Annotated in this window: 27 protein-coding genes, 1 tRNA gene and 1 rRNA gene; 18 read left to right on the top strand and 11 right to left on the bottom strand. The window is 64.8% G+C overall.

Translation table 11 applies throughout. From position 1 onward, the window contains the following. Positions 1-5 precede the first annotated feature (5 nt). The 4 genes from rrf (at position 6) to MU553_RS22560 (ending at position 3,026) form a co-directional block, all read left to right on the top strand. A 5S ribosomal RNA gene (gene rrf, locus MU553_RS22575) occupies positions 6-127 on the top strand. A gap of 296 nt (positions 128-423) precedes the next feature. After that, positions 424-1,233 (top strand): lipoate--protein ligase family protein, encoded by an 810-nt coding sequence (locus MU553_RS22570; RefSeq protein WP_247381890.1) that lies wholly within the window; start codon positions 424-426, stop codon positions 1,231-1,233. Between the two features lie 88 nt (positions 1,234-1,321). Next, positions 1,322-2,152 carry a deoxyribonuclease IV gene (locus MU553_RS22565; protein ID WP_247381888.1) on the top strand — a complete coding sequence of 277 codons (831 nt, stop codon included), beginning with the start codon at positions 1,322-1,324 and terminating at the stop codon, positions 2,150-2,152. A gap of 79 nt (positions 2,153-2,231) precedes the next feature. Beyond that, the gene (locus tag MU553_RS22560) at positions 2,232-3,026 is read left to right on the top strand and encodes a class I SAM-dependent methyltransferase (protein WP_345893432.1); all 795 of its coding nucleotides are present in this window, start codon (positions 2,232-2,234) and stop codon (positions 3,024-3,026) included. A 114-nt stretch (positions 3,027-3,140) separates the two neighbouring features. On the opposite strand, the gene MU553_RS22555 is transcribed toward MU553_RS22560, so the two are convergent. The 3 genes from MU553_RS22555 to MU553_RS22545 form a co-directional block, all read right to left on the bottom strand. Beyond that, positions 3,141-3,329 carry a hypothetical protein gene (locus MU553_RS22555; RefSeq protein WP_247381885.1) on the bottom strand — a complete coding sequence of 63 codons (189 nt, stop codon included), beginning with the start codon at positions 3,327-3,329 and terminating at the stop codon, positions 3,141-3,143. A gap of 62 nt (positions 3,330-3,391) precedes the next feature. Continuing rightward, positions 3,392-4,045 carry a DUF7095 family protein gene (locus MU553_RS22550; protein ID WP_247381881.1) on the bottom strand — a complete coding sequence of 218 codons (654 nt, stop codon included), beginning with the start codon at positions 4,043-4,045 and terminating at the stop codon, positions 3,392-3,394. A 45-nt stretch (positions 4,046-4,090) separates the two neighbouring features. Then, positions 4,091-4,561, bottom strand: a complete 471-nt coding sequence (locus tag MU553_RS22545) for a DUF4442 domain-containing protein (protein WP_247381878.1) — start codon at positions 4,559-4,561, stop codon at positions 4,091-4,093. Positions 4,562-4,639: 78 nt separating this feature from the next. On the opposite strand from MU553_RS22545, the gene ncsA reads away from it, so the two are divergent. Continuing rightward, on the top strand, positions 4,640-5,632 hold the full coding sequence (ncsA, locus tag MU553_RS22540) for a tRNA 2-thiolation protein NcsA (protein WP_247381875.1): 993 nt from the start codon (positions 4,640-4,642) through the stop codon (positions 5,630-5,632). 129 nt (positions 5,633-5,761) lie between these two features. Here ncsA and ftsZ read toward each other — a convergent pair whose 3' ends face one another. The 3 genes from ftsZ to MU553_RS22525 form a co-directional block, all read right to left on the bottom strand. Further along, positions 5,762-6,964, bottom strand: coding sequence for a cell division protein FtsZ (ftsZ, locus tag MU553_RS22535; RefSeq protein ID WP_247381872.1), 1,203 nt, complete (start codon positions 6,962-6,964; stop codon positions 5,762-5,764). 3 nt (positions 6,965-6,967) lie between these two features. Continuing rightward, complete coding sequence (locus MU553_RS22530; protein ID WP_247381869.1) at positions 6,968-7,153, bottom strand: ribbon-helix-helix domain-containing protein; 186 nt, start codon at positions 7,151-7,153, stop codon at positions 6,968-6,970. A gap of 233 nt (positions 7,154-7,386) precedes the next feature. Beyond that, entirely contained in the window at positions 7,387-7,947 is a 561-nt protein-coding gene (locus tag MU553_RS22525; RefSeq protein WP_247381867.1) for a double zinc ribbon domain-containing protein, read from the bottom strand. Between the two features lie 132 nt (positions 7,948-8,079). On the opposite strand from MU553_RS22525, the gene MU553_RS22520 reads away from it, so the two are divergent. Further along, positions 8,080-8,153 (top strand) — tRNA-Tyr (locus MU553_RS22520). Between the two features lie 494 nt (positions 8,154-8,647). Then, the gene (locus tag MU553_RS22515) at positions 8,648-9,004 is read left to right on the top strand and encodes a ribonuclease HI family protein (protein WP_247381863.1); all 357 of its coding nucleotides are present in this window, start codon (positions 8,648-8,650) and stop codon (positions 9,002-9,004) included. Positions 9,005-9,123: 119 nt separating this feature from the next. Here MU553_RS22515 and MU553_RS22510 read toward each other — a convergent pair whose 3' ends face one another. The 3 genes from MU553_RS22510 to MU553_RS22500 all read right to left on the bottom strand — a co-directional run bounded on the left by MU553_RS22510 (position 9,124) and on the right by MU553_RS22500 (position 11,871). Further along, positions 9,124-10,032: a hypothetical protein gene (locus MU553_RS22510; protein ID WP_247381861.1), complete on the bottom strand. Its 909-nt coding sequence runs from the start codon at positions 10,030-10,032 to the stop codon at positions 9,124-9,126. A 174-nt stretch (positions 10,033-10,206) separates the two neighbouring features. Further along, complete coding sequence (locus MU553_RS22505; protein ID WP_247381857.1) at positions 10,207-10,602, bottom strand: site-specific integrase; 396 nt, start codon at positions 10,600-10,602, stop codon at positions 10,207-10,209. A gap of 555 nt (positions 10,603-11,157) precedes the next feature. Continuing rightward, positions 11,158-11,871 (bottom strand): sterol carrier protein, encoded by a 714-nt coding sequence (locus MU553_RS22500; RefSeq protein ID WP_247381855.1) that lies wholly within the window; start codon positions 11,869-11,871, stop codon positions 11,158-11,160. Between the two features lie 383 nt (positions 11,872-12,254). On the opposite strand from MU553_RS22500, the gene ddfA reads away from it, so the two are divergent. Next, the gene (gene ddfA, locus MU553_RS22495; protein ID WP_247381853.1) at positions 12,255-12,560 is read left to right on the top strand and encodes a DdfA family disk-determining factor; all 306 of its coding nucleotides are present in this window, start codon (positions 12,255-12,257) and stop codon (positions 12,558-12,560) included. 24 nt (positions 12,561-12,584) lie between these two features. Here the strand turns inward: ddfA and MU553_RS22490 are convergent, their stop codons facing one another. Beyond that, the gene (locus MU553_RS22490) at positions 12,585-12,779 is read right to left on the bottom strand and encodes a hypothetical protein (protein WP_247381850.1); all 195 of its coding nucleotides are present in this window, start codon (positions 12,777-12,779) and stop codon (positions 12,585-12,587) included. 268 nt (positions 12,780-13,047) lie between these two features. On the opposite strand from MU553_RS22490, the gene MU553_RS22485 reads away from it, so the two are divergent. The 8 genes from MU553_RS22485 (at position 13,048) to MU553_RS22450 (ending at position 19,551) form a co-directional block, all read left to right on the top strand. Continuing rightward, positions 13,048-13,677 carry an HAD family hydrolase gene (locus tag MU553_RS22485; protein ID WP_247381848.1) on the top strand — a complete coding sequence of 210 codons (630 nt, stop codon included), beginning with the start codon at positions 13,048-13,050 and terminating at the stop codon, positions 13,675-13,677. Next, positions 13,674-14,636, top strand: coding sequence for a CobD/CbiB family cobalamin biosynthesis protein (locus tag MU553_RS22480; RefSeq protein ID WP_247381846.1), 963 nt, complete (start codon positions 13,674-13,676; stop codon positions 14,634-14,636). The genes MU553_RS22485 and MU553_RS22480 overlap by 4 nt, the downstream gene beginning before the upstream one ends. Before the next feature lie 149 nt (positions 14,637-14,785). After that, positions 14,786-15,547, top strand: a complete 762-nt coding sequence (cobS, locus tag MU553_RS22475) for an adenosylcobinamide-GDP ribazoletransferase (RefSeq protein WP_247381896.1) — start codon at positions 14,786-14,788, stop codon at positions 15,545-15,547. Further along, the gene (locus MU553_RS22470) at positions 15,532-16,110 is read left to right on the top strand and encodes an NTP transferase domain-containing protein (RefSeq protein ID WP_345893430.1); all 579 of its coding nucleotides are present in this window, start codon (positions 15,532-15,534) and stop codon (positions 16,108-16,110) included. The genes cobS and MU553_RS22470 overlap by 16 nt, the downstream gene beginning before the upstream one ends. A gap of 58 nt (positions 16,111-16,168) precedes the next feature. Next, on the top strand, positions 16,169-17,230 hold the full coding sequence (locus MU553_RS22465) for a threonine-phosphate decarboxylase (RefSeq protein ID WP_247381845.1): 1,062 nt from the start codon (positions 16,169-16,171) through the stop codon (positions 17,228-17,230). Continuing rightward, a complete protein-coding gene (locus MU553_RS22460) occupies positions 17,230-17,928 on the top strand; it encodes an adenosylcobinamide amidohydrolase (RefSeq protein WP_247381842.1) in 699 nt (232 codons plus the stop codon). Before MU553_RS22465 ends, MU553_RS22460 begins: the two co-directional genes overlap by 1 nt. Positions 17,929-17,974: 46 nt before the next feature. Continuing rightward, complete coding sequence (locus tag MU553_RS22455; protein WP_247381840.1) at positions 17,975-18,835, top strand: PHP domain-containing protein; 861 nt, start codon at positions 17,975-17,977, stop codon at positions 18,833-18,835. A 50-nt stretch (positions 18,836-18,885) separates the two neighbouring features. Further along, entirely contained in the window at positions 18,886-19,551 is a 666-nt protein-coding gene (locus tag MU553_RS22450) for a cob(I)yrinic acid a,c-diamide adenosyltransferase (protein ID WP_247381838.1), read from the top strand. Between the two features lie 155 nt (positions 19,552-19,706). Here the strand turns inward: MU553_RS22450 and MU553_RS22445 are convergent, their stop codons facing one another. Then, positions 19,707-20,405, bottom strand: coding sequence for a TOBE domain-containing protein (locus MU553_RS22445; protein WP_247381835.1), 699 nt, complete (start codon positions 20,403-20,405; stop codon positions 19,707-19,709). Positions 20,406-20,525: 120 nt separating this feature from the next. Here MU553_RS22445 and MU553_RS22440 point away from each other — a divergent pair, with 120 nt between their 5' ends. Then, positions 20,526-22,025 (top strand): cobyric acid synthase, encoded by a 1,500-nt coding sequence (locus tag MU553_RS22440; RefSeq protein WP_247381833.1) that lies wholly within the window; start codon positions 20,526-20,528, stop codon positions 22,023-22,025. 48 nt (positions 22,026-22,073) lie between these two features. Beyond that, entirely contained in the window at positions 22,074-22,856 is a 783-nt protein-coding gene (locus tag MU553_RS22435) for a nucleotide-binding protein (RefSeq protein ID WP_247381832.1), read from the top strand. Positions 22,857-23,716: the final 860 nt, after the last annotated feature.

Genomic DNA, 23,716 nt, shown 5'->3' with positions numbered 1-23,716 from the left:
GGCGTTAAGGCGGCCACAGCGGTGGGGTTCCACCCGTACCCATCCCGAACACGGAAGTTAAGCCCACCTGCGTTTCGGGGCCTACTGGAGTGCGCGAGCCTCTGGGAGACCCGATTCGCCGCCTCCATTCATACCTTCGACCCTCATCCGGCAGCGGCCGGGTGTGGGTCGGTTCATTTCGAACGGCCCAGCATCCGCTGGGCTTTCAGACCATGCACAGAGTGCCGACAGTCGCAGACCCCTCGATTCCGAGAGATACATCTCCAGTTTTATCATCGGGGTGACGATGCCAGTCGGAACTGTCGTGGATGCTGCGCCCCAGTCTGGTGTTGGATGGCATACTTACCGTCGCTGGGGCTGACCGCTAGTCTCGGATGAGGTAGCGACACAATCGCTTTGCTCCCGGAGGGTCTACCCCGGTCCATGACTGACCTCGCCGCGCGGGAGTGGCGGTTGATTCGCGAGGAGGCCTGGGACGGGCCGATGAACATGGCGCTCGACGAGATCGCTGCCGAAACTGCGGCCGATGGTGGTCCGCGGACGGTCAGGGTGTACCAGTGGGAGCCGAGCACGCTCTCGCTGGGGTATCGACAGGACCCGGCGACGATCGACTGGGAGTACTGCGAGCGGGAAGGGATCACCGTCACGCGCCGCCCGACCGGTGGCGGAGCGATCTACCACGACACTCGCGGCGACATCTCCTACTCTATCATCGCACCAGCGTCGGAACTGCCGGGAAAACTGCTGGACGCGTACGAACTGCTCTGTGAACCGATCCTCGATGCCTTCGAAGGAATGGGCGTCGACGCCGGCTTCGCGACCGAGGAGCGGCCGAAGATTTACCAGCCGGCGTGTTATTTGCGAGAACTCAATCCGGCACACGACGTGGTCGCCGGCGACGGTCGCAAAATAAGCGGGAACGCGCAGTACCGCCAGCGCGACAGCGTCATCCAGCACGGATCGCTCACCTACGAATCACGGCCGTCCCGTCACCTCTCGGTATTTACTGCAGACCTCTCTCCTGCATCGTTCCGTGAGCGGGTGACCTCGATTCGGGAACAGGCTGGCGGTTCACGGACCGACGCGGTCGAGACGCTGGAAGCGACGCTAGGCGACTGGGCGGATGCGACGACGGGGAAGTGGACGGAAGATGAACTCGCGCGCGCACGTGAGCGCGCACAGACGAAGTACGCGTCCACTGACTGGAACCGTGACCGCGTCGATCCGGTCTGATCTGCCGACGCGGGGAGGGCGGTGCCGGGTTGTCTTGGGCGACGGTCAGCATCGAAGCGGCTTTGAGGTGGCCCTCCCTGCCTCCGGTATGCTCAGAGTCGGCGCACACACCTCTATCGCCGGCGGCGTCCACAATGCCGTCGACGAACAGCTCGAGATCAATGGTAACTGCGGGCAGATCTTCTCTCACTCGCCGCAGGTCTGGCAGGACCCGAACCTCGACCCCGAGAACGCTGACGAGTTCAAGTCGGTCTCTGCGGAGAACGATGTCGGACCGTGGGTCATCCACTCGTCGTATCTCGTAAACCTCTGTACGCCGAAAGACGACCTCCGCGAGAAGTCGATCGACTCGATGCAAAAGGAAGTCGACGCGGCAGACACCCTGGACATCGAGTACGTCAACGTTCACCTGGGTGCCCACACTGGTGCGGGCGTCGAGCAAGGACTCGACAACGCCGCGAGTGCCCTGGACGAACTCGACGTCCCTGACGGGGTGACGGTGCTCGTCGAGAGCGACGCGGGGAGCGGGACGAAACTCGGTGGCCAGTTCGAACATCTGGCAGCCGTCCGTGACCGTTCGGCCCAGGACGTCGAGTTCTGCCTCGACACGGCGCACATGTTCGCCGCGGGCTACGACCTCTCGACGCCGGCGGGCGTCGAGGAGACTATCGACGAGTTCGACGACGTGGTGGGACTCGACGACCTCGCCTGCATCCACCTCAACGACTCGAAACACGAGTGTGGCACGAACAAGGACGAACACGCCCACATCGGCGAAGGGCTCATCGGCGAAGACGGTATGCGCGCGCTCATCAACCACGACGACGTCCTGGACGTGCCCCTCGTGCTGGAGACGCCGACCGAGGACGGGAAGAGCTTCGCCTGGAACATCGAACGCGTGAGAGAGCTCCGGGACTAATTCGTTCCTACGTAGGTATCTGCCACGAGCCGATTCGACGGAACCAAACGCTTTGATTTCGTGAGACGAACCAGTGTTCGTGCGCGAATTCAGTGCGGAGTACCTCCGGACGACGCGACGGGGGATGTGGGACGATTCCCGGGAAGCGCTGGCACCGCTGGAACTCGAGAGCAGGTCGAAGGTGCTCGACGTCGGCTGTGGGACGGGGGAACTCACGAGCGTTCTTCGCGAGGAGTCGGACGGGACGGTGATCGGGCTCGACGCCGACGGACGCTTGCTCGCTCATGCGGACCAGCCGATCGTGCAGGGGAACGCACTCGAACTCCCGTTTCCGGACGACGCCTTCGATCTCGTGGTCTGCCAGGCGCTATTGGTCAACCTTCCAGACCCAGCGGCGGCCGTCGCCGAGTTCCGGCGGGTGTCGCGTGAGCTGGTCGCGGCGGTCGAACCGGACAACGCGGCCGTGTCGATCACGTCGACGGCGGACCCGGAGGCACGGCTGGCGAAGCGCGCTCGCGAACTGTACCTGGCCGGGAGCGAGACCGACGCGGCCCTCGGCGCGGATGCAGCGAGCGCGTTCGAGGCGGCTGGTCTCCGCGACGTCTCGACTCGTCGGTACGACCACGAGCGACGGACCGATCCGCCCTACAGCGAGTCGGCTGTCGAGGCTGCGCGGCGCAAAGCGACGGGCGAGGGGCTCGCGTCGGATCGCGAGACGATGCTCGCCGGGGACGCCACGGCCGAGGACGTCGACGAACTCAGGGCTGACTGGCGAGCGATGGGTCGAGAAGTCATCGAACAGATGCAGGACGAGCGGTATCGACGGCGAGAGGTCGTCCCCTTCTACGTCACCGTGGGTCGCGTGGATTCGTGAGGACAACGAGTTCGTGACTGATGCGTCCCGCCCGTCAAATCAGGGTCGACGCGACGGTCAGTAGTTGGGGAGCGTCGATCGTGCGTGTCGTCCAGTGCAGATTTTGACTGCTAACTACCGGTTATCTGGTGCCAGTGCGTCTTCTTCCTCGCCACCGCCATCGCCCTCGCCGTCGTCTCCACCGCCGTTTTCACCGTCACCATCTTCTCCTTCCTCCTCACCGGGGCTCCCACACCCCGCGAATCCGAGCAGTGCGATCGCGCCGAGCTGAGCGAACCGTCGTCGCTGGAGCTGTCGAGGCACAGGCTGGGTTCACCGGCTATCCCTATCAGTGCTCGGCCGTCCCTCGCAAGCTCACGTGTTGATCAGAGGACGTCCCCGCGGACGGTCGCGCCCTCCTGTTCCTCCCGGTAGGTCTGGACTGCCGTCGCGGCCGTCTGCGCGTCGTCGGGGTCGAGACCGAGCATCTCCAGCGCACCGGACAGCGGCGGGAAGGCGAACTCGCTTTCCCTGAGCTTCCGGAGCGCCTCGTCGCTGCGCTGGCCCTCGGCCCACAGGCAGACGCCGCGTGGATCGAGGATCTGTTCGTAGGTTTCCCGGGCCATCGCGCCGTCCAGTCGCTGGGTGACGTTGTCCTCGAAGGACGCGTTGCACACTTCGAGGTGAATCGGTTCGTCGTCGTCGATGAGGTGTGCGGCGAGACACTTCTCGGGGGCGGCGTGGCCGCTGGCGTTCGCACGCAGGTGTTCGGGGAACTGGTCGGCCCAGTCGGCGTCGACGGTCTTGCCGACGCCTTCGATCCCGTGGGAGTCGCGGAACTCGGCTTCGCGGTCGCCGTCGCGACCGAAGAGCATGTCTTTCGTGACGTACACGTCGAGGCGCTCGACGGGATCGAGCCCGAGCGCGACGTCGCCGTACACCCACACCTCGCGGACGGGGACTGGCATCGGATCGGACGCGACGGCGTCGACCAGTTGCTCGACGCGGTCGACGGCCTCGGTCCTGGCGAACTCGTCCATCGGTGGTCCCTACTGGCCGGTCGCCGAAAACGCTTTTCGCTCGGCTCAGGCTTTCTTCGACGCGTCGGTCGAGACGTGAATCGTCTTCTCGACGGTCGCGTGCGTCGTCCCCGCGTCGTCGACCAGGTCGACGGTGTACTCCCGATCGATCGAATCGGTCTCCCCGTCCAGCGCGGCCTTCACGTCACTGACCTCGTCGTCGGACAACTCGAACGTCGCGGTCAGCGTCTCCGTGCCGGGCTTTTTGAACTCGATGCTGGCTGCCTTGTCCCAGACGACGTAGTCGTCGCCGAGGCGCTTGATGAGCATGATCGCGTAGATGGGATCGACCGCGCCGTACATCGACCCGCCGAAGATGGTGCCCATGTAGTTTTTCGTCCGCCAGTTGTGCGGCACTTCGACGCGGACTTCCGACCAGTCGGGCGCGATGTGCGTCACGCGACCCCCCGTTCCGCGGTAGGCCGGGTGGACGCGAAAGAGCACCTTCCAGAGCCGGGTTCGCAACCTATCAAACATGTCCGGTTCGAATCGGTCGGTCCCGAAATAGGTTCACATTCGAAACGGTCAACCGCCCGGATTGCCAACGCTCCGGTAATGGACTGTGACAAGTGCGGCGAGGACGCGGTCATGCACGCCGCCTACTCCGGGCTGCACCTCTGTGCCGACCACTTCTGCCGATCCGTCGAGACGCGCGTCCGACGGCGCGTCCGCGAGGACGATCTGTTGCCCGACGACGCGACCCCGGAGGACCCCGAGACCTGGCTCATCGGGCTCTCCGGCGGGAAAGATAGCGTCGTCCTCACGGAGATCCTTCACGACACCTTCGCCAAGGACCCGCGGGTCGAACTCGTCACGCTGACCATCCACGAGGGCATCGAGGGCTACCGCGACGAGTCCCTCGAAGCCTGCGTCGAACTCACCGACGAGCTGGACGTTCGCCACGAGGTCGTCAGCTACGAGGAGGAGTTCGACCTCCGAATGGACGACGTCGTCGAGGACGACCCCGAGAACATGGCCGCCTGCGCCTACTGCGGCGTGTTCCGGCGGGACCTCCTCTCGACGTACGCCGAGGAGTACGACGCCGACAAACTGCTGACCGGCCACAATCTCGACGACGAAGCCCAGACGGCGATGATGAACTTCCTCGAGGGCGACGTCGAGCAGATGGCCAAGCACTTCGACGCCAGCCTGGGAGCGTTCGAGGCGGGTGGGGAGACGCCGGCTCGCGTCCGCGGTGCGGACGGCCCGTTCGTCCCACGCGCCAAGCCACTCCGGGACGTCCCCGAGAAGGAAGTCGCACTGTACGCCCAGCTGCGGGACCTCCCGGCACACATCACGGAGTGTCCGCATTCGAGCGAGGCGTACCGCGGTGAGATTCAGCAACTCCTGTTCGATCTCGAAGACCGCCATCCGGGCGCGCGCCACTCGATCATTTCCGGCTACGAGGAACTCGCCCGGATGGCCGCGGACCGCTACCGCGACGGCGACGGCCCCGACCTCGGCGAGTGTGAGCGCTGCGGCGCGGCGACGACGCGCGACCACTGCCGGAAGTGCGCGCTCGTCGAAGCGGTCCACGCTGCCGACTAACTGTCTTTCTGCTGACGATCGTCAGACGACCGTCTGCCGAGAAGCAGACGCTCGCCCGACGTAAACGCGCGTTTTCACGGAACGAGCCACCGCTGTTCGAGGTAGCTAAAAAAGAAAGTCGGTACTGCGTCAGTTCGTCCGGATGACGTCGAGGCCGCTGTCGGATTTGGTCGTCTCGTCCTGACCGCCGTCGGCCCAGCCGTCGCCGTGGGAGTTCCCGACGTTCTGGCTGGCGTCGAACTGCGCGGTGTCGACCTCGTTGCCACCACTGTTCATCGCCTGCTTGGACTTGTCGGCCTGCTTCTGGGTCGTCGGACCGAGGATCTGGGCGCTCTGCACGCCGGTCATGATCGCCATGACGCGGACCTTGCCCTTGTAGCTCTCCTGGATGCGCGCGCCCCAGATGACGTTCGCGCTGGCCTCGAGTCGGTCGGTGATGTTCTGGGCGATTCCCTCGGCCTCCTTGAGTGTGAGGTCGGGGCCTCCCGTAATGTGGACGAGGCCACCGGACGCACCGCGGTAGTCCACGTCCAGCAGCGGGTGGTTCATCGCGTCCTTGACGACCTCTTCGGTCTTGTTCTTGTCCTGAGTTTCGCCGACCAGCATGACTGCCACGCCACCCTGGTTCATGATGGCGGACATGTCGGCGTAGTCCAGGTTGATGAGCGACGGCTGGGTGATCGTCTCGGAGATGCCCTTGACGGTCTCGGCGATGATCTGGTCCATCACGGAGAACGCCTTGCCGATGGGCAGGTTCGGGACGTAATCCAGCAGTCGGTTGTTGTCGAGGACGATGATCGAGTCGGCCTCGTTGCGGAGGCGTTCGAGCCCTTCTTCCGCTTTCACGGTGCGGGCACGCTCGACGTTGAACGGCGTCGAGACCATGCCGACGACGATCGCACCCTGGTCTTTGGCGATCTTGGAGACGACGGGAGCTGCACCGGTGCCGGTGCCGCCACCCATGCCCGCGGTGACGAACACGAGGTCCGCTTCACCGAGGACTTCCTTGATCGTGCCCTGGGCCATCTCGGTCGCGCGCTCGCCCATGTTGGGGTCGCCACCCGCGCCGAGGCCGTTCGTCAGGGACTTCCCGACGAGGATCTTCGTGTCGGCTTCGATCATTTCGAGGTGCTGGCGGTCGGTGTTGATCGCGACGGTCTCTGCGCCGTCCACACCGATGTTGTACAGCCGGTTGACAGTGTTGTTCCCGGCACCGCCACAGCCGACGATGACGATGCGGGGCTGACCGAACCCTTCGCCGTCGTCCATCTCCTGCTGTTTGGCCTTCTCTTCTTCGTCGTTCTCAAGCGCCGACTTGACGAGGTCCTGCATCGTCTACACCTTCGCCCACGTGCGCTTGCGCTTGTCCGAGGACCGCTCCTCGTTGCTGTCGTGCTCGTTGAGCATGTCTCGAACGGCCGACCGAATCGCCTCGCTGCGGTTCGGGTATTCGCCCGTCTCGACCATTTGTTCGACCTCTTCGATCTGCTGCTTCGGAATCCGTAGTGTCACACGCTCCATATTTTGGTTCCCCTTTGGGGTAAGACGGCGAAGGGGTGTGTCACCGCGCCCCGTGTGTTTACACACCGAAAACCGCCACACGGCGGCGGGGTGTCGGCCCTGAATCCGGTGTGTAAGACGCACCGTCTTACGCAGAGTTTACATCTGGTTGTTGGAATATAAAAGTTTCCCCTACCGTAAGACAGGACTGCCTTACGCAAGTAAACGCGGCTCTACCGCTCGTTTACGGGGGATTAGGATTGATCTAGGACGTCGGCTGCGGGGGTTCGGCGGCCACAACCGGGGCAGAACGCCCAGTCCGATCGAAGCTCGTCACCGCACTCACAGAACACGCGCCGAGACGCCTTCTCTCCGCAGTTCGGGCAGTAGACGTGCGAAGACGACAGTTCTTCCCCGCACTGTTGGCACGGGCGCCGGTCGTCGTCGGCACTGTCGGACACGTCGTCGTCGGCGTCGTCAACACGCGTCTTACGTTCGACCCCGCTTGCGGTCTCGCTCGTGGCACCGTCACCGTCGAGCGCGATGTTGACGTTGATATCCTGCGGTTGGTGGGCTGTGTGTGGCGTAAACGACTGGTTCAGCCGCTCGGAGATCATAGTGTCGACGCGTTCCGCGATGAGCTCGTCGAGGCTGCCGTCGGCGTCTGACGGCACGGCCGAGGAAGCGGTGGTGCTCTCCGACGGCTCTTCGAGGAACTGTCGGAGGGCTTCTCGCATCACCTCGCTTTTGGATGCGTCGAACGCTTCGAGCTGCTCGATGAGCTCGTCGTCCGCGCGGAACGTTATTTTGCTCATCTTGACCTGTCATATCGTTTGGTATCGGAGGTATTTGAATCTTCCCGCCTGTCTGACGGCCGTCGGCTCCGCCGCTGACCGGCTCCGAATGATAACCGTTAAGTCCGACAGCGGGCCTACGTTGAGTTGCAACCGCCCTTAGCTCAGACTGGTAGAGCAGTCGACTGTAGATCGACTTGTCCCCCGTTCAAATCGGGGAGGGCGGATTTTCTTACCTGTCGAACCATAGCCAAGAGGAGCCACGCCGTCGTGCGATTCCATCTCGACGTGTTTGGGTTGAACAGGTCACCTGACTCAGGTTTCCGCCGTCGTGCATTCGCGTATAGCCGAACGTCTCGGGGAAATTAGAACCTTTCGGCCCGAAATCTCATACTGCTGTTAGTCGTGCGTACAAGACTTGAACGGCGTGTTTTCTTTTTAAGAGCGCGCAGAACTCGCTCCATAGAAAGAGGCCATCCCGACTCTGGAAATATCTCAGATATGCGTCCAGCCATATGCGAACAGGGTGGTTCAAGTATCCAGAATCGACCAGTTGCTCTATATGGGAAAAACCCTGTGGAGGTCGCCCGATCGTCATACCATTATATGAGAGGAAATGATGGTGCAATCAGAAACGCAGAGAGTCACGTATCGAACGAACAACAGACGAGATAATACAGGTGGGTTGTCGAGATGACCACATCTGTTGTCGTGAAATTCGATGGAGGGGACTCGTCCAGATAATCCCGGTCCCTCGTCAATCGGATACATCGTCGAGACCGACGACTGGACCGAGGAGCGGAGCGAACACATCGGGGAATCAACCAACAACCGAACCGAGTATCGCGCTCTCATCCAAGGGTTAGAACTCGCCTCCGAGAAGGGATGCACCGAGGTCGAGGCGAGAGGTGACTCCGAGGTAATCGTGAAACAGGTTCGTGGTGAGTATGGGGTGAACCAGCCAGAACTCCGCCCACTGCGTAAGCGCGTACAGGAACTGGCTGACGAGTTCGAGCAATTCGAGATACAGCACATTCCACGTGAGGAGAACTGGGAAGCCGACGAGTTGGTGGAGTAGGCCTTTTCTGAGTGAGTGGGGCTGGCTTCGAGATAGGTTCTATCTCGGAATATCCCCGTGGAGGTCACCCACCACACCTCTTGGAGGAATTAATAACACACCACTGGAGGATACTAATACTACTCTAAATATCCCAAGTCTGTCAAACGCTCTTGAACCTCAGTATCATCCATATCTTCAGACATATCGCCTATATGGCCACGTTCGATAGTTTTCCGGTCCCCATTTTGATTAACTAACCACGGGACTTCGATAAGTGGTTTAATATGCCTTCTTGAAGGATGGCCAATAAGATTAAATTCAGACACATTACCAAATACATTACCGTGGTCAGAAGTTACGACAGTCTTTCCTTGTAACTTCTCCAAAATTTTGTTTATAGCAGGTAAAGTAATTTTGAGATTTTCCAAATATGCTTTCCAAACTTTGTTTTTATCATATTTCCCCTCCCTAAGAGCATCCCAAATATTTGGGTCGTCTATATCATACTCTCTTACTCCACCAGAAAATTTCCCTCCGTGTGGGATCGACTGTCCAGTTTCACCGATAAATGGCTGGTGTGGAGGAATGTAATGGGCTAAAATGCGCTTATTGGGATATTTTTTGGTTACCTCAAGGACACGCTCATTCATAACTTCTGGAAGTACTGTCCCATATTCTTCATCCCAATCATCTTTCCAGACGTGGATAACGTCGTGAAAACTATCTTCAACATTAGGCTTGTAATATTTTGGCGTTGCAGTCACACAGACCATTTCCGGATATTTTTCTCCTCTGAAAGTTTTCACAACATATTCAGAAGTATTAGATGCAACAGAATAGTATTTTTCAAGGTTGCCAGATAATGTGTTGGCATCTTCAAATATATCATATCGGCAGGCATCCAACAGTAGGAGGTTATCCCAGTCTCGCTCAGGAATCGGTTCGTCGTTTCGGTTGAACATTAATCTTGACAATTTTGAATGTAGTTCCCAAATAGCCTCATTTGGGTTCAGTAGGCCGGTTTTCATCTGACCAAGGTCGTACATATGAGAGAAACGCAGTCACAATAACAAGAATATATGGTATCTCAGATTTCGTGCAAAGTCCAGTCATCAATTGCTGACCGCTCCCGATTGTCATAGGGTTATATGAAAGGGTTGGCATAGGAGAACCGGCGGAATACCACAGTGGTGGTATGGTTAGTATCCACAGGGTTTGGGTTACCCCTTCTTCTCCGCTCGCTCTGCATCCAACATCTCGTCCTTCCCGTCGTCGTTGGCATCGAGGGTCGGGAGCAGAACTTCTTCATGCGTGCCCGACTCGATGGCGTCGATGCTCGCGCAGAATCGAACGAAGGCACGGAGAGTCGAGAGTTGGGTTCGGAGCGAAACAGGGTTGAGGTCGCCGTCGTCCTTCCGCCAGAGCCGATACTCGTACAGTCTACGACCAGTGAGGTTATTGAGGTTGGTGAGGTCTTCCTGTCCACACCAGCGCACGAAGTGCTTGAGACGGTATTTGTGGGCCTGTACGGTTCTCTCAGAAGCGTCGTCTTCCCGTTGTGCAAGGTAGAGGTCTACTGCTTTCTGTGGTGCGATGGGTTCGAGGTCTTGGGTCATCGGTTGTCATCTCCGCGAACCCACGACGTCGGTCGGGGAAGCCGAGCAGATTGCCCGATGCCACCCTGTTATCGCGCCGCAGTCCCCCGTTCAAATCGGGGAGGGCGGATACTTTTCGCGGCGCTCACTTTCGAGCGCCGCGTGTGGATTCCCACCCGAGCAGATTTGAGCTTGTGAGTCGCGCACAACGAACTGAGCACGTCTCACAGTGTTCAAATTGGGGAGGGCGGACTCGGTTTTTCGTCGAAGTACGGTCGAACGGGTAGCGATCTCCCTTCCGTCGCTGTGAGTGGTTCCCCGTCCAGCCGCGACGACCTGTGCTGTCAGACGACGTCTGACCGTGACCGACCGGGTTCGTCGGGCAGTCTCCCTGGACAGTTCGTCCGGCCGGTGCGATTCGCGAGCGTCGGCTGCTCGTCGTGGTGACCCGCCGCGCGCCGGATCGGAACGTATGTTCTGCTTTCCCTGGAGGTAGCATACGCTTACCACAGCAAGAGGGACGGCTCGAAGTCGACAGGCGAATCATTCGGCTCGCGGGAATCGCTACTCGTCGGATCAGAAGAGACTGAGCATGCGCGTCGCCCAGGCGGCCTGTTGGTAGGCGAAGCGCTGGACTGCGATGGGTTGTCTGACGGCTTCGTCGAGGACGAAGTCCTGGAACGACGTTCCGGGCTCCTCGAAGAGATGCGTCGTCTCGACGTCCGCAGCGACGTCGCCGAGGAGTTGCAGGAGGGCGGTGTACTGTGGACGGAGGAGTCCGTTGCCGCTGATCTCGAGGTCGCCACTCAGCACGGCCGAGGTCGTCGGACGGCCGTCGATGATCTGCTGCCAGGTCGAACACGGGCCGCGGATGACCGCGCCGACCTCGCGTTCGTTGGGGTTTTCGAGGATCTCGGCCTCGTTACAGGTCCCCTCCTCCAGTTCGACGTAGGCGTAGACGGCACCGCCGACGACGTTCTTCTCGAGTTGTGTGAGCAGATCCTGAACGACCGGAGGAAGCTCCGCGCGAACGGAGTCGTCGATCTCTGCCGGCGCGTCCTCGTAGGTGAGGCCTGTCAGCCCCTCGCAGATGCTGTCGGGCACGTCGGCGAGCACTGACTCCGGGAGCTCCCGGACCGTGGTGTCGTCGAGGGGAAGGTCCGTAATCGCGAGAAGGATCGCGCCGTTGAAGCCGACGCCCCAGCCAGCGGCGACGTCGTCGAGCGCGCTACTCTCGTTCAACAGCGCTTTGTACTCGTCAAGCCACTGCTCCGTGGGAAACAAACTCATACACGACCAACTGCCTCCTCGTTAACAACACACATACAAAAGGTCATCGCCGACTTCGACTATTGATAGTCGCCTCCTGACGGGCCGTAGAGAGAACCTTCGACACGTGTGTGAGCTGTTTATTTTGGTGTCTCGCTCTCTGCGACGGTATTTTCCGTTTCACTCCGAGTATGGCGTCGTTCGAGTCTCGGCGTTGTCGTCCACGTTTCGTCACCACTTTCGATTCTGAAACTAGCGCACACCTCACGCAGCGGCGTCGGTCTGACCCTTTCACTGCTGGTCAGTATGCGACCTCTTATGTAGGGCGACCCACTAGTACGGATAACTGACGCTTCCGTCCGTTGGCGGTGAGATAAGGGCGGCCAGCAATCTGGAGGGAGGACATGTCTGAACATGCTGAGAACGGGGATATCGAATACGACGCCGACACCGGTATCTATCGGACGACCTACGACATCGAAGCCGAGAGCCTGAGCGTCCGCGTCCTCGAAGCCGTCGCGGCGATCAGGAACGTCGATCCGACGGATCTCGATCCGCTCGACGAGTACGTCGATCCTGACGCACTCAACTCGATCTTCGGGCCGACGGCGACGAAGGCAGGGACGCACGGATCGCTCTCGTTTGCATACGAAGGACTCCTCGTCATCATCCACAGCGACGGCGAGGTCGAACTCCGAGAAGAAGTCTAGATCGTTCCGCGCGATCGCGCTCGATCACCGATGGTTTTCTGGCAGTCGTCGCTCGTCGTCGTCGAGCCACTCGGTCGAACGGATGTCGTAGCCGCCGCATTCCGGACAAGCTTGTCGTCGGTACTCGAATGTGGCGTGGCAGGTGAGACACTCGTACTGGCGGCGCTGGCACCCGTCGGCTCCCCGTAGGAGCCGCTTTATCCGGACGAGCGCCCCCATCTCACCGTCCCCCGTCGCGAACCGAGCCGACGCCGTGCCGTCTCACCCGTGCTCGTTGCCTCTGGCTCCCGGCTGCAGTCATGTCTCGGACAGACGAGTCCCAGGGTAGTGAAAGGGGCTGACCGTTCAACCGCGTGATGGCTCCCGAGACACGGGGTCGCACCTGCGCGGTACCAGTGTCTGACACGATCGTCGGACGCACTTTCGAGCGCTCCACGCGACGCGGCTGATCGCGGTGTTCAAGTGTGTTTGTCCGAATGCAACCACCGTGGCAGTCTCGTTCGATCTCTTCGGAACGCTCGTCGCCGCCGAGCGACCGTCGGATCCGGCCGCTGCCGTCGCGACCGAACTCTCGGCGCGCGGGATCGCCGTTCCCGATGACTGGGGCCAGGCCTACTGTGAGTCCCACGTCACTGCACCGACTGGCGGCGAAGTTTCTCTCGTCGATCACGTCGAAGCAGCGCTCGCCAGCCGGACCGTGTCGATCACCACGGCGCGCGCCCGCGAGGCCGTGCTCGCTGCGTTCGACAGGCCAGTGTCCGTCCGTCCGGGGGCCGTCGACGCGGTCGCTGCTGCGGGCGAGCACGGTCCCGTCGGACTGCTCTCGAACTGCAGCGTCCCGGGGCTCGTCGAACGGACGCTCGCGGCCACGCCGATCCCTGCCGACGCGTTCGACGCCGTCGTCACGAGCGTGGGGAGTGGCTGGCGGAAACCCGACCCGCGGGCCTTCGAGACGCTCGCCGACGCGCTGGACGTCGACCCCGCCGACCTCGTCCACGTCGGCGACGATCCGCCGACCGACGGCGGTGTGGCCGACGCCGGTGGGACTGCACTGTTGCTGACCGAGGTCCCGCTGTCGGAGATCCCTGCCGCCCTCGAACGGAGGGCGTCGCCGTGACCGGACAGTGGGTGGCCGCGAGTACGGGCGTCGTCGGACTGGCGCTCGCGCTGGACCTGGTCGTCGCCGAGCCGCCCACGGCGCTCCATCCGGTCGCGTGGTTCGGTCGGCTCGTCGCGCCCCTCGATCGGGACTGGGCGCACCCGCGACTGCTCGGACTGCTCGGCGCCCTGGTCCTGCCGCTGGGTGCGGCTGGGACTGTCGGCGGCGTCGTCGCGGTGGCGAGCCGCTCCGGGTTGCTCGCGAGCGCGGCCGGAGCCGGCACCGCGCTGTTTCTCACGACGAGCTTCCGGCGTTTGCTGACGACGGCGGGAACAGTGAGCGCCGCGACCGACACGGACCTGTCCCGGGCGCGAGCGGACCTCCGCGCGCTCGCTGGGCGGGACGCGTCCTCGCTGTCGGCCGGCCAGGTTCGGAGCGCGGCCGTCGAGAGCGCCGCCGAGAACCTCGCCGACGGCCTGGTCGCCCCGCTCTGTGCTCTCGCGGTCGGCGGTGCGATTCCGCTGGCGATCGGCACGTCGCCCGCGCTCGCGCTGGCGACCGGCGCGGCCCTCGCCGTCTGGGTCAAAGCCGTCAACACGATGGACTCGATGCTGGGCTATCGCTCGAAGCCGGTCGGCTGGGCGCCGGCGCGGCTGGACGACTTCGTGATGTGGGTGCCCGCCCGGGCGAGCGCGCTCCTGTTGGCCACGGCGGCGCTCGCGCCGACGTCGCTGACGCGTGCGTCTCGCTGGGTGCCAGGGGTGCCGTCGCCCAACTCCGGCTGGCCGATGGGCGTGCTTGCCGCCGCGCTCGACGTCCGACTGGAGAAACCCGGCGTCTACGTCCTCAACCCCGACGGGGCGCTACCGTCGGTCGCGCTGGCGCGCCGCGGCGTCCGGACCGTCGCGGTCGCCGGCCTGCTCGCCTACGTGGTCGCCGCCGCCGTCCTTGCCCTCCCCGAGGTGATGCTTTCGTGACTGACCGGCCCGAGGACGTGACCGACGGACCGACTACGGACGACGCGGGCGCTTCCCCGTCCGACGGCGACCGAGCAACGGACGATCGGGCAGAGCGACGCGGAGACGAGACGCTCGACTCGGGAGATAGCGTCGGCGAAGGGTTCGCGCTGGCCTCGCGCGGGGCGCTCGGTTTCCTCACGCGACTTCCCGTCGGAACTGAGCTGGAGTCCTGGGAGGCGTTCCGGCGGCGGCCGGCGGCGTTCGTTCCCGTGGGCTATCTCGTCGGGGCGCTCGCCGCCGTCCCGTTCGCGCTCGGGCTGCCCGCGCCGACGGTCGCACTCCTCTTTCCGATCGCGCTCGTCCTCGTGACGGGGATCAATCACGCCGACGGCGTCGCAGACCTCGCCGACGCGGCGGTCGTCCACGAGGAGGGCGAGGCGGCCGACGACGCGAACCTCGCCGCGCGCCGCCGCGTCCTCAAAGACAGCGCGGTCGGCGTCGGCGGGACGATCGCCCTCGCGGGCCTCGTCGCGGGTCTCGTCCTGGCCGGGCTGGCACTGGCCGGGATGCCCACGTTCCAGGCGATCGGGCTCGTCGTCGCCAGCGAGGTGAGCGCGAAACTGGGGATGGCGACGCTGGCCTGTCTGGGTGAGGCGCCGTTCGACGGGCTCGGCGCACAGCTCACCCGCGTCTCCGACGAGGACGACCTGCTGGAGCCGGTGCTGGTGGCGATTCCGGCCGTCCTCGCGACCGTTCCCACGCCCGTCGCGTTCGTCGCGCTGGTCGCCGGCGTGGGGACCGCCCTCGCACTCAGACGCTGGGCCGCCGCCAATCTCGGCGGCGTCAACGGCGACGTGTTCGGGGCGGCGAACGAACTCGCGCGCCTGGTCGCGCTCCACGCGGGGGTGATGGCGTGGACGCTGTCGTGATGTGTGGCGGTCGCGGCACGCGCCTCGGCGCCGACGCGGAGAAACCGCTGTTCGAGGTCGCAGGCCGGCCGATGGTCGACCGGGTCTGTGACGCGCTGGCCGCGAGTCGGGCCGACTCCGTCTACACTGCAGTCTCACCGCACGCGCCCGCGACGCGCGAGCACGTTCGCGAGCGCACGGACTGTACGATTATCGAGACGCCGGGCGAGGGATACGTAGCGGACCTCGGGACCGTCCTCGACGACGACCGGATCGCCGAACCCGTCCTCACGTGCGTCGCGGACCTGCCGCTGCTCGCGCCCGCCCTCGTCGACGAGACGCTCGCTGCCGCGCACGACCGCGACGGGGAATCGCTGACCGTCGCGGTCCCAGCCGCGCTCAAGGAGTGTCTGGGCGTCAGTTCGGACACGACGAAACCGCACGAGGGCCGGACCGTCGCGCCCGTCGGGCTGAACGTCGTCGGATCGGCGGGCGACGCCGTCCGACTGTCGTACGATGCGCGACTGGCGGTCAACGTGAATCGGACCGCCGACGCGTCGGTCGCCGAACGGTTGCTGGAGTAGTCCGGCCGTTGTCACGACCCTAAAGTATTATGTTGGTGTCTTCGTGTATCCTACTCCGATGGACCCCGACGCGGTTGACTCGCTCCTCGATGCCGAGGGAGGCCCGGACACCGGTGACGACTCGTTAGCTGAGGGAGCGCGCGTCCCGCACGGGAGCACCGACGACCCCCAGATACTGGATTTCAGTGCGAATATCAACCCCAAAGTCCCCGAGGGGGCCACGCGAGTGTACCAGACCGTCCTGCCGACGGCGCGGCGCTACCCGGCCGACGATTACAGCTCCTACCGCATCACGGCCGGTGACTACGTCGGCTGTGACCCACAGCGCGTCGTCCCGACGCCGGGCGGACTGGCCGCCATCCGACTGGCGATCCAGACGACGGTTCGATCCGGCGAGTCGGTGGTCGTCCCGACGCCCAGTTTCGGCGAGTACGCGCGGGAAGTCCGACTCCAGGGCGCCGAACCCGTCTTCCACGCTCACGACGACCTGTTCTCGGTGGACCCGGCCGACCACGCGATGGTGATCCTCTGCAACCCGAACAATCCGACCGGAGACAGCTACGACCCGGCGGCGCTTCGCGCGTTCGCCGAGCGGTGTCGCGACGCGGAGACGGTGGTGCTCGCCGACGAGGCCTTTCTCGGGTTCACGAACGAGCCGTCGCTCGCCGGCGAGGACGGCGTCGTCGTCGCGCGCTCGCTGACGAAACTGTTCGGCCTGCCCGGGTTGCGCGCCGGCTTCGCCGTCGCGACCGGCCGGCTCCGGGACCGACTGGCGGCGGCGCGCCGGACCTGGTCGCTGTCGGTCCCGGCCGAAGCAGTGGGGACCTACTGCATGAACCAGACCGTGTTCGTCAGACAGACGCGCGAACGGGTGGCGAGCGAGCGCGCTCGCATGGCCGACCGCCTGGCCGACCGGTTCGACGTTCGGCCGTCGGACGCGCCGTTCCTCCTCCTCGATGCGGGGTCGAGCGACGCCGTGGACGAGGCTATCGAGCGGGCCCGCCGGCAGGACATCGCCGTCCGCGACGCCCGGACGTTCCGCGGGCTGGACTCGCATTTCAGGGTCGCGGTGCGCCTGCCCGAAGAGAACGATCGGCTCCTGACGGCGCTGGGCGTCTGATGTTCGCGACGACCGTCGAGTCGGGCGTTCTGCAGGCCCACCGACCGGACACGCGCTGGCTCGCGACCGGGCACGACGGCGGCTACCGGACCGCCGACGCCGCCTACAACGTCTCCGTGCCCGAGGGGTTCGACCGGACCGACCTCGACGCCTACCGCACCGAGCGCCGCGAGCACGCCGGGTTCACGACAGCGGGGCCGACGCTCCTGACGGGGGTCGACCTGACGCACGCTCGGGGCGCACGCGCGGGCCCGGTCACGGTGCTCGCGACTGCCGGCGTCTCGAATCCCGCGGCGTTGCCGATGGCGCCCACGGGTGAGCCGAGCGCCCCCGGCGAGGACCCCGCCCCGCCGGGGACGGTCAACCTCCTGGTCGGGACGACCCGTGCGCTGTCCGACGGCGCCCTGGCGACGCTGCTGTCGACCGCCGTCGAGGCGAAGACCGCGACGCTGGTGGCCGAGACCGGCTTCACGGGGACGACCTCGGACGCGGTCGTCGTCGGCTGTGACCCGACCGGCCAGCGGGCCGCGTTCGCGGGGAGCGCGACCCCCGTCGGGGCGGCGACGCGGGCGTGCGTCCGCGAGGCGCTTCGTGCGAGTCTGGACGCGCGGTACGCCGACCGCACGCGTCCGGGGTCGGTGGCCGACGCCGAGTACGGCGTCCGGACCGAGCGGACGGCCGACGTCTTCCAGCCGTAGACGGGCGAGCCGATGTCGTTTTTCCGGAGCGTCCGAAAGTGGCTCTATGGAGCCGAGCGCGGGGATCGCCGACCTGCACGTACACACGACGGCGTCCGACGGGACGAGTTCGGTCGCGGAACGCGTCGCCCAGGCGGCCGACCGCGGCCTGGAAGCGATCGCGATCACCGACCACGACGCGATCAGCGAGACGCTCACCGAGCCGGTGACCCGCCGGGACGGGTTAGAGGTCGTCACCGGCGTCGAGGCCAGAGCCGACGTCGAGGGAACGAAAATCGAGATTCTCGGCTACTACGTCTCGCCGGAGAACGAACGGTTACGCGAGCTGCTCGCCCGCGCTCGCGAGTTTCGCCACGAGCGAAACGAAGCGCTGATCGAGAACCTGAACGCGGCGACCGGGCTCTCGCTCGATTACGACGACCTGCAGGCAGCGGCGCGGGGAAGCCTCGGCCGCCCGCACGTGGCACAGGCGCTGGTCGACGCCGGGCTGGTCGACTCGATCGACGCCGCGTTCGCGGAGTATCTGGGCACCGACAGCGCCGCGTACGTCGAAATGGAGCGGCAGGACTACACCGCGGTCATCGACGCGATCCACGCTGCCGGCGGCGTGGCGTCGCTCGCGCACCCCGGTCGCATCCGCTCGGACGGCGTCCCGGAGCTGGTGGCGACCCTCGCCGACGCGGGACTGGACGCCATCGAGGTCGCGTACCCGTACGGCGGGGACAGCGGCCCTGCCAAACGGAACGAGGTCGGCGTCCAGACGGCTGCCGACCTCGCCGAGACGAACGATCTGCTCGCGACCGGGGGCTCGGACTGCCACGGTCCGGACTCGGGGAAGTACCGGCTCGGTGAGGTCCGCGTGACGCGGGCGGAACTCGACGCGATTCGAGATCGAGCGACCGTCTGAGGGTCACGGAACACCGGGAGACATAGGTGCCGGCGCCCCGAAATCGAGGTATGACTGACGCCGACGACGCGGACGAGACGAGGCCGCTCGAAGCGCGGGCGATCGAGGCCGCCGCACCCGACGAGTTCGGCCTCGTGCAGGTCTGGTGGGGCGACGGCAAAGGCAAGACGACGGCAGCGCTCGGCATGGGGTTCCGTGCCGCCGGACACGGCTACCGCGTCCACATGCTCCAGTTCATGAAGGGCGGGACCGCCTCAGTCGAGGACGTCCGCGGCGAGTACAACGCGATCGCCGCGATGCCGGGCATGAGCTACGAGAACGCCGGCCACTACGGCTGGCACGGCTTCCTCGACGGGAGCGACGACGACGAACACGAGGCCCGCGCCCGGGGTGCGCTCGCCCGCGCACGCGAGCTGATCGATGGAGCGGCCCGGGCGGCCCTCACCGAGCCACTGCCGCTCGACGGCGACCCCGAGGACGGCGTCCACATGCTGATTCTGGACGAGGTGCTGTACGCTGCCAACCGCGGCCTGATCCCCCCCGACGACGTGATCGCTCTCATCGAGGACAAACCGGCGACCATGGAACTCGTCCTGACTGGCGGCCACGAGCGACCCGAGGCGATCGTCGATCACGCCGACCTGGTGACGAACGTGAGGAAGGAGGCCCATCCGATCGACGCCGGCCAGCGGGCGCGGAAGGGGACCGAGTTCTGAGCGAACCCGGCAGACGACCGTCCGACGGGCGGCGAACGCCACCAGAAAGCTCATTACTGATCCCCTCTCCGGCTGCAGATGGAGGATGGGTCACACGCTCCTGGTCCCCAGGAGTCACACACAGTTCCCTTTCAGTGTCGATACCTTTCGAGTGGCTACGCCGTCGCGTCGATCCCCCGAGCGGCCGTCGCCTTGAACGACGCGACGACGCGGCGACCCGGTTCGAGGGCCAGCGACGAGCGACTCCGCTCGGTGACCAGTGCGACGAGTTCTGGACTGTCGGTCCCGTCGAGTTCGACGGTGATCTGCGCGACGGCGTCACCGGTTTCGACGCCGGTGACGGTTCCGGTGAGATCGTTGCGAAGGCTCGTGTCGGCGGCGTCGGTCGTGCCGTCGGGGTCACGGAGGACGACGGCGTCCGAGCGGATGCACACTTCCACGTCGGACGCCTCGTCGGGAACCAGTGCGGCCACCGGGCCGGCGTCGGTCGCGACGGTCGCGATCTCCCCGTCGCGATCGGTCACGGTGCCGGCGAGGACCGATTCGGTCACGGACGCGACGCCGTGGAGTTCGGCGTGCAGGCGCGCGAACTGGCGAGTGAGGTCGCGCGCCGCCGGCGTGAGCGTCGTTCCGCCGCCGCCTTCGCCACCGCGCGAGCGCTCGGTGAGTTCGCCGGCGGCGTCCTCGATCTCGACGAGACGCCGCTGCAGGTGCGGATAGGACCGCCCGAGTTCCTCGGCGGCGCGGTGCATCGACCCGTAGCGGTCGATGGCGCGTAACATCTCGACGTCGCGTTCGGTCACCGTCACGTCGCCGACTGACAGGTGCGTCTCGAAGTCTTTCTGGAGGGTCATCGTCGTCCCGTCTGGGTGTACCGGTGAGTATGCCGCCCGCTGTTATGAATACCGGACCCTCGGCCGCGCCGGGGCCGGGACGGCAGATTCTTCGCCGACGCGTCAGAACGGACGGAACGAATGGGTCGGACGCTCCTGATCGCGGGGACGGCCAGCCACGTCGGAAAGAGCACCGTCGCCGCTGGCCTCTGCCGGCTGCTCAGCGACCGCGGCGTGGACGTGGCACCGTTCAAGGCACAGAACATGAGCAACAACGCCCGCGCGGTCGCGGACCCGGACGGGAACACGGGCGAGATCGGCGTCTCTCAGTACGTCCAGGCCCAGGCGGCGGGCGTTTCGCCCACGACGGACATGAATCCCGTCTTGCTCAAGCCCCGCGGCGAGGGCGAGTCCCAGCTCGTGATCCAGGGAACGGCCGTGGCTCACTACGAGGCCCGCGAGTACTACGAGGACTACTGGGAGCGGGCGCTGGCAGCGGCCCGGGAGTCTCACGAGAGGCTGGCTGACCGGTACGACGTGATCGTCGCAGAAGGGGCCGGCTCCATCGCGGAGCCGAACCTCAGAGAGCGCGACCTCGCGAACGTCGAGACGGCGCGGTTTGCCGACGCCGACGTGCTGCTCGTCGCGGACATCGAACGCGGCGGCGTCTTCGCCTCGCTCGTCGGCACCGTGGAACTGCTCCCCGAGGACCTCCAGGACCGACTCGTGGGCGCGGTCATCACGAAGTTCCGGGGCGACCGCTCGCTGCTCGACCCCGCTATCGCGGAGGTCGAAGACCGAACCGGGGTGCCGATCCTGGGCGTGATTCCCCACGACGATCCCGGTCTGCCCGCCGAAGACAGCGTCTCGCTCCCGCCCGCGGGACGGCGCGCGGTCCACGGCACCGACGACGGCGCGCCCGACGACCGGACCGTCACGATCGCCGTGCCGCGGCTCCCTTGCGTCTCGAACTTCACCGACCTCGAACCGCTGGCCCGGGTTCCCGGGGTCCGCGTCGCGTACCTGCCGCTGGACGCCGACCTGGACGCTGCCGACGCCGTCGTCGTCCCCGGCACGAAAAACACCGTGGACGACCTGCTGGCACTCCGCGAGGCCGGGTTCGACGCCGCGATCGATACCTTCGAGGGAATCGTCGTCGGGCTCTGTGGCGGCTACCAGATGCTTGGCGAACGCATCACGAACGCCGACGTCGAGGGGACCGGCGACGAGACGACCGTCGACGGGTTCGGACTGTTGCCCGTCGAGACCCACTTCGAACGCGACAAACAGGTCGATCCGGTCACGCGAGACCTCGCGGGCGTCGGTCCGTTCTCGGGGGCGAGCGGTCCCGTCACTGGGTACGAGATTCACATGGGCAGGACGACGGCAATCGGCGAGATCGACCGGCCGTTTCCCGCTGCGCGTAACGACGATCCGGGGGGCGCCGCCACCGAGCGCGTGGTAGGAACGTATCTGCACGGCATCTTCGAGAACGCGTGCGTGCGCGAGGCGTTCGTCGAGAACGTGTTCGCGGCTGCCGATCGCGAGCGTCCGGAGGGCGACCGCGACGCGCACGACCCGTACGACCGCGCCGCCGCTCTCGTCGCTGCGAACGTCGATCTCGACCCGCTCGGATTCTGAACGGCCAACCGCAGGTTTAAATCTGATATCGCACAGACAGTTGGGTGAATGGTCGAGGCGTTCGCGGTGGCGAGTGGGAAAGGGGGAACTGGCAAGACGACGAGCACGCTCGCGCTCGGGATGGCACTGGCCGAAGAGCACGACGTGACGGTCATCGACGCCGACACGGGGATGGCGAACCTGCTCTTTCACGCCGGGCTGGAATCGGTCGAGACGACGCTGCACGACGTGCTCGTCGCGGGCGGCGCGCCCGCGGAGGCGGCCGTGTACGAGCGCTTCGGGATGGACGTCGTGCCCTGCGGGACGAGTCTGGCGGGGTTCGAGGCCGCGGACCCAGAGCGGTTACGCGACGTGGTGGCGACGCTGGCCGCCGACACCGAAGTCATCCTGCTGGACTCGCCCGCGACGCTCGCCTCGAAGTCGGCGGTCCTCCCCGTCGTGCTGGCCGACCGCGTCGTGGTCGTCCTCCAGCCGACGATTCCGGCGCTCTCGGACGGGCTGAAGGTCCAGGAGTACGCCCACTCCTACGGGACCGACACTGCCGGGACGATCTTCAACAAGGTGAGCGACTCCGAGGACGTCACGCGCGTCGCCGAGAAGAGCGAGCGCTACTTCGACGGCCCGACGCTGGCGACCGTTCCGGACAGCGACGCCGTCCGCGCGGCACGCAGAGCCGGGAAACCGCTGCTCGCGCACGCGCCGGCGACCGCCGCCGCCGAGGCCTATCGGAACGCTGCCCGGACGCTCGACGTCCGCGCCGGGGAGGCGGGGGCCGTCGCCGACCGCTTCCGAAGTGCCGTCATTCCCAAGGAGCCCAATCCTGGTCCGTGACCGATGTGATGAGTTCGTCCGTCGGGATATGTCAACATTCCCTATAGGGCACAGGTCATGCAACCTGTATTATGTCTGTAAGAATTGATGTGCTAAACAGGGCGCATAGTCAGCACGCCAGATTGCCGATCAGAATGAATAGCCGGTGATCAGTCAGACCACTCATCAAGAATACTGGTTGGCAGCGTCCAGCCTGTCGAGGCTTACACCTCGTCTTCGCAGGTCTCTTTGGGATTTTCCGAGTCCCACAGCATTATTTCGGGAGTTGCTCGCTCACTGGTAGTCTCTGAGTCGTAGGAGTTGATTTCCACGATAATGTGATGTCCGTCCTCCGTTTGGTCCTGTGTGAGATTGGTACGAACCCACTCCGAGCGATTGTCAAGACGCGCAGATACTGAGTACTGGCCGGACTCGTTTGGCCATGTTTGATTGACCGCGATTCTTGGCCCCATCCGCGACCGGAGCTCATGTGTGGAGCGGTGAACGACTTCACCGTCGGACGTGACGCGTACGTGGAGCGTGTGGGAGTCAGCGTGATTATTACTGACCTCTAAGCACCGGAGTCGAGTCTGTTCTGGACCGCTGGCGAATGAGAGGCAGCCAGCGAGGGCTGTCGCCCCACCCATGCAGAGCGCAAGGATCTGACGGCGAGAACGCTTCACGGCAGCGCTTTAATTCCGGTTAAATGGTATGTTTTCCGGTCGATCAGTACAGGGAGAACGAACAGTAGTCCCGAACCGAGGAAGGCGATGGCGTTATTGTTGACAATCGTGAATCTACACTATGGCGACCGACTCGTTGACCCCAGCGGATAAAGCCGCGCAAACAATGAGTGCCATACGGCAGATTCTCGGTGCAAC

It is taken from the genome of Halorientalis brevis (genome assembly GCF_023077655.1).
This window is presented reverse-complemented; position numbering and strand designations above follow the sequence as displayed.

Coding starts and splice junctions, on each gene's coding strand:
- MU553_RS22570 (WP_247381890.1), top strand. CDS start 424: ATGACTGACCTCGCCGCGCGGGAGTGGCGGTTGATTCGCGAGGAGGCC.
- MU553_RS22565 (WP_247381888.1), top strand. CDS start 1,322: ATGCTCAGAGTCGGCGCACACACCTCTATCGCCGGCGGCGTCCACAAT.
- MU553_RS22550 (WP_247381881.1), bottom strand. CDS start 4,045: ATGGACGAGTTCGCCAGGACCGAGGCCGTCGACCGCGTCGAGCAACTG.
- MU553_RS22545 (WP_247381878.1), bottom strand. CDS start 4,561: ATGTTTGATAGGTTGCGAACCCGGCTCTGGAAGGTGCTCTTTCGCGTC.
- ncsA (WP_247381875.1), top strand. CDS start 4,640: ATGGACTGTGACAAGTGCGGCGAGGACGCGGTCATGCACGCCGCCTAC.
- ftsZ (WP_247381872.1), bottom strand. CDS start 6,964: ATGCAGGACCTCGTCAAGTCGGCGCTTGAGAACGACGAAGAAGAGAAG.
- MU553_RS22530 (WP_247381869.1), bottom strand. CDS start 7,153: ATGGAGCGTGTGACACTACGGATTCCGAAGCAGCAGATCGAAGAGGTC.
- MU553_RS22525 (WP_247381867.1), bottom strand. CDS start 7,947: ATGAGCAAAATAACGTTCCGCGCGGACGACGAGCTCATCGAGCAGCTC.
- MU553_RS22515 (WP_247381863.1), top strand. CDS start 8,648: ATGGAGGGGACTCGTCCAGATAATCCCGGTCCCTCGTCAATCGGATAC.
- MU553_RS22510 (WP_247381861.1), bottom strand. CDS start 10,032: ATGTACGACCTTGGTCAGATGAAAACCGGCCTACTGAACCCAAATGAG.
- MU553_RS22505 (WP_247381857.1), bottom strand. CDS start 10,602: ATGACCCAAGACCTCGAACCCATCGCACCACAGAAAGCAGTAGACCTC.
- MU553_RS22500 (WP_247381855.1), bottom strand. CDS start 11,871: ATGAGTTTGTTTCCCACGGAGCAGTGGCTTGACGAGTACAAAGCGCTG.
- ddfA (WP_247381853.1), top strand. CDS start 12,255: ATGTCTGAACATGCTGAGAACGGGGATATCGAATACGACGCCGACACC.
- MU553_RS22490 (WP_247381850.1), bottom strand. CDS start 12,779: ATGGGGGCGCTCGTCCGGATAAAGCGGCTCCTACGGGGAGCCGACGGG.
- MU553_RS22465 (WP_247381845.1), top strand. CDS start 16,169: ATGGACCCCGACGCGGTTGACTCGCTCCTCGATGCCGAGGGAGGCCCG.
- MU553_RS22460 (WP_247381842.1), top strand. CDS start 17,230: ATGTTCGCGACGACCGTCGAGTCGGGCGTTCTGCAGGCCCACCGACCG.
- MU553_RS22455 (WP_247381840.1), top strand. CDS start 17,975: ATGGAGCCGAGCGCGGGGATCGCCGACCTGCACGTACACACGACGGCG.
- MU553_RS22450 (WP_247381838.1), top strand. CDS start 18,886: ATGACTGACGCCGACGACGCGGACGAGACGAGGCCGCTCGAAGCGCGG.
- MU553_RS22445 (WP_247381835.1), bottom strand. CDS start 20,405: ATGACCCTCCAGAAAGACTTCGAGACGCACCTGTCAGTCGGCGACGTG.
- MU553_RS22440 (WP_247381833.1), top strand. CDS start 20,526: ATGGGTCGGACGCTCCTGATCGCGGGGACGGCCAGCCACGTCGGAAAG.
- MU553_RS22435 (WP_247381832.1), top strand. CDS start 22,074: ATGGTCGAGGCGTTCGCGGTGGCGAGTGGGAAAGGGGGAACTGGCAAG.